Source organism: Streptomyces sp. NPDC023723 (assembly GCF_040639815.1).
GTDB lineage: Bacteria > Actinomycetota > Actinomycetes > Streptomycetales > Streptomycetaceae > Streptomyces.
Genome location: NZ_JBFAAP010000120.1, coordinates 1 through 2,905 on the forward strand (window position 1 = coordinate 1; position 2,905 = coordinate 2,905).

Sequence of the window (2,905 nt, forward strand, 5' to 3'; positions counted from 1 at the left end):
CTGGAGGGCTACCACACCGAGCAGACCCGCCGGCACCTCACCGGCCGCCTGGAACAGCCCGCATACGTCCGTGAACCCGGCCGCCTCGACCCCCGTGAGGCGATCTGGATCCTCGACCACGACCTGCCCGCCGACATGGGCCTGGTCCTGGGCAGCGGCCATCAGACCGACTTCGGCACCATGCTCTTCCAGCGCTCCCGCGACGTACTGTCCAACTACGGCATGTTCGGCGCCATCGGCCAGGCCCCCCTGATCGCCATCGGCCAGATGATCGCCAAGGGCAACAAGCCCGGTTTCGTCGTCGAGGGCGACGCCAGTTTCCTGATGCACCTGTCCGAGTTCGAGACCGCCTGCCGCTACGGCATCCCCCTCCTGGTCGTCGTCATGAACGACCAGGGCCTGGGCGCCGAATACCACAAGGCCAAAGCCAAGGGCCTCGACCCCGACCTCGCCACCATCCCCACCCCCGAACTCGGCACCGTCGCCCAGTCCCTGGGCGGCGGCGGAGCCACCGTCCGCACCCCCGACGAACTCCACACCGCACTCGCCGACTACCTCCACAACCCCCGCCCCACCGTCATCGACGTCCGCATCACCCGCGAAGTACTCAGCACCCCCTACCGCCGCATCCAATACGGCGAGGACGTGTGACCCGGTGCCGTCATCGGACGCCGTGAGCACTTCGGGGATGGCCGACCGACCGGAAGGGGAAGCACCGTGCACCAGCCAGTGGAGACCGAGGCCGGGCTGGTGGCGGGCATCCGGGGCCTGGACCGGTCGGTCACCGTCTTCCGCGGCATCCCCTACGCGGCCCCGCCGGTCGGGGAGCTGCGCTGGCGGCCGCCCCGGCCGCCCGTGCCCTGGGCGGGAGTGCGCGTAGCCAACGACTTCGGCCCGATGTGCCCGCAGGCCCCGGTCGCGGAGATGGACCACCTCGACCTGCCGATGAGCGAGGACTGTCTGCGCCTCAACGTCTGGACCGGCGCGTCGCGGGCCGACGAGCGGCGGCCGGTACTGGTCTGGATCCACGGCGGTGGCTTCCGCGTCGGTACCGGCGCGAACCCGCGCTACGACGGAGAGCCGCTGGCCCGCAAAGGCATCGTGGTGGTGACCCTGAACTACCGGCTGGGCGCCTTAGGTTTCCTGGCCACGCCCGAGCTGAGCGAGGAGTCCGAGCACCGGGCCTCCGGCAACTACGGACTCCTCGACCAGATCGCCGCCCTGAAGTGGGTCCGGCGCAACATCGCCGGCTTCGGCGGCGACCCCGACCGGGTCACCGTCGCCGGACAGTCGGCCGGCGCCGGATCGGTCAACTTCCTCGCCATGTCACCCCTGGCCGAGGGACTCTTCCAGCGGGCCGTCGCGCAGAGCCACGTCCGGCACAGCCGGGACCCCGAACTCCGCTACCTGGCCACCTCCTACCGCGTCCTGGCCGACGCCGAAGCCGCCGGTACCCGGTACGCGGCCGACCGCGGCGCACGCACCCTGCGCAAGCTGCGGACACTGCCGTGGCGCAAACTGGTCGAGGGCAACGCCTCCGCCGTCGACAGCGCGGTGGAGACGGGCGGCCCGGCCAAACCGCCGCTGTTCCGCCCGGTCGTCGACGGCTGGGTGATCCCCGGCGGCTACCAGGAGACGTACGCCAAGGGGGCGCAGCACGACGTCACCTACCTGACGGGAAGCAACCGGGACGAGAGCGGGGCGGTCCCGGAGAGCGCCTTCGCCGCCCACCGGACGGCCGGACGGCTGACCTGGCGGCCGGGCGCACCGCCGGTGCACGTGACCCGCGAAGGCCATGTCAGCGCGTCCCGGCGGAAGTTCGGGGCGCTGGCGGAGGAATTCCTGCGGCTCTACCCGGCGGCCACGGACGACGAGGCGGCGCGTTCCCACTGCGCGGCCGTGCGCGACAACGCCAGGGTCTCCACCTGGCTCTGGGCGAACGACTGGGCCGAGCGGACCAGCCGGCCGGTGTACACATACTTCTGGACCCACGCCTCCCCGGTGGCCGGCGACCCGGCCCGTGGTGCCGCGCACGGCTCCGAGGTCGACTTCATGTTCGGCAGTCTCCCCGCCGACCGCGGTGACTGGACCGAGGAGGACCGGGAGGTCGCGGAGACGATGACCGGATACTGGGCCAACTTCGTGGCGACCGGCGACCCGGCCGGCCCCGGCCTGCCGCCCTGGCCGGCCTGGACGCCGGACACCCCGGCGGTCATGGAACTCGGCGGCGGCTTCGCCCCGATCCCGTTGGCGGACCCGCCCCGGCTCGACTTCTGGAAACGGTTCTTCGCGACCCAGCCGGCCTGGTGACGCCGTACCCGAGGAACCCGGCGCCGCGGTCCCGCGGGTCAGCGCACCCGGGTGACGGACGTGCCGGACCAGCGGCGCACGAAGGCCGAGTCGCGAGCCCTGCGCAACCCCGGGTGCTGCCGCTGCCAGCACCCGGCTCCCGGCGGCTCGCCCCGGCCCACGGCGACGGGCAGGTCTCGGACCCCGCTACCGGTACCCGTCTTCGCGACCCGGCCGGCCCCGACGCCGCGCAGGACACCCGCCGGGAAAGCCAGCTCCGTCGTGCCCTCCGCTACAGCCGCAGGTCGTGTTCCACGGGACCGGTGCCGGGGGCGGCGGGTACCCGCAGGAACTCGGCGTGCGGCGCGTGGTCGGGCGTCGACACGACGAGCGTGTGGTTGCCGGGCCGCAGCCCGTCGACCCGGTAGCGGCCGGCGCGGAACGGGCCCGCCGCGACCCGCTTGCCCCGGGCGTCGATCACGGTGACCCAGCCCGCACAGCCGGCCGGGTGCGCGGCACACCGGACGGCGCCCACCACGCCGACCCCGCCGAGGCCGTGCGGCACCGGCCGGGCGGCCGGCGCGGCCGGTGCAGGTGCCGGCGCCGTCCCGGCCGG

2 protein-coding genes and 1 pseudogene are annotated in these 2,905 nt (G+C 73.7%); 2 read left to right on the top strand and 1 reads right to left on the bottom strand.

All coding sequences use genetic code 11. From position 1 onward, the window contains the following. Window positions 1-651, top strand: a 651-nt coding sequence (locus AB0G32_RS40265; protein WP_361176028.1) for a thiamine pyrophosphate-dependent enzyme, incomplete at its 5' end; no start/stop codon positions are given. Between the two features lie 66 nt (window positions 652-717). Further along, window positions 718-2,310 (top strand): carboxylesterase family protein, encoded by a 1,593-nt coding sequence (locus AB0G32_RS40270; protein ID WP_361176031.1) that lies wholly within the window; start codon window positions 718-720, stop codon window positions 2,308-2,310. A 271-nt stretch (window positions 2,311-2,581) separates the two neighbouring features. On the opposite strand, the pseudogene AB0G32_RS40275 reads toward AB0G32_RS40270, so the two are convergent. Next, a pseudogene (locus AB0G32_RS40275) lies at window positions 2,582-2,905 on the bottom strand (FUSC family protein); the annotation flags it as partial.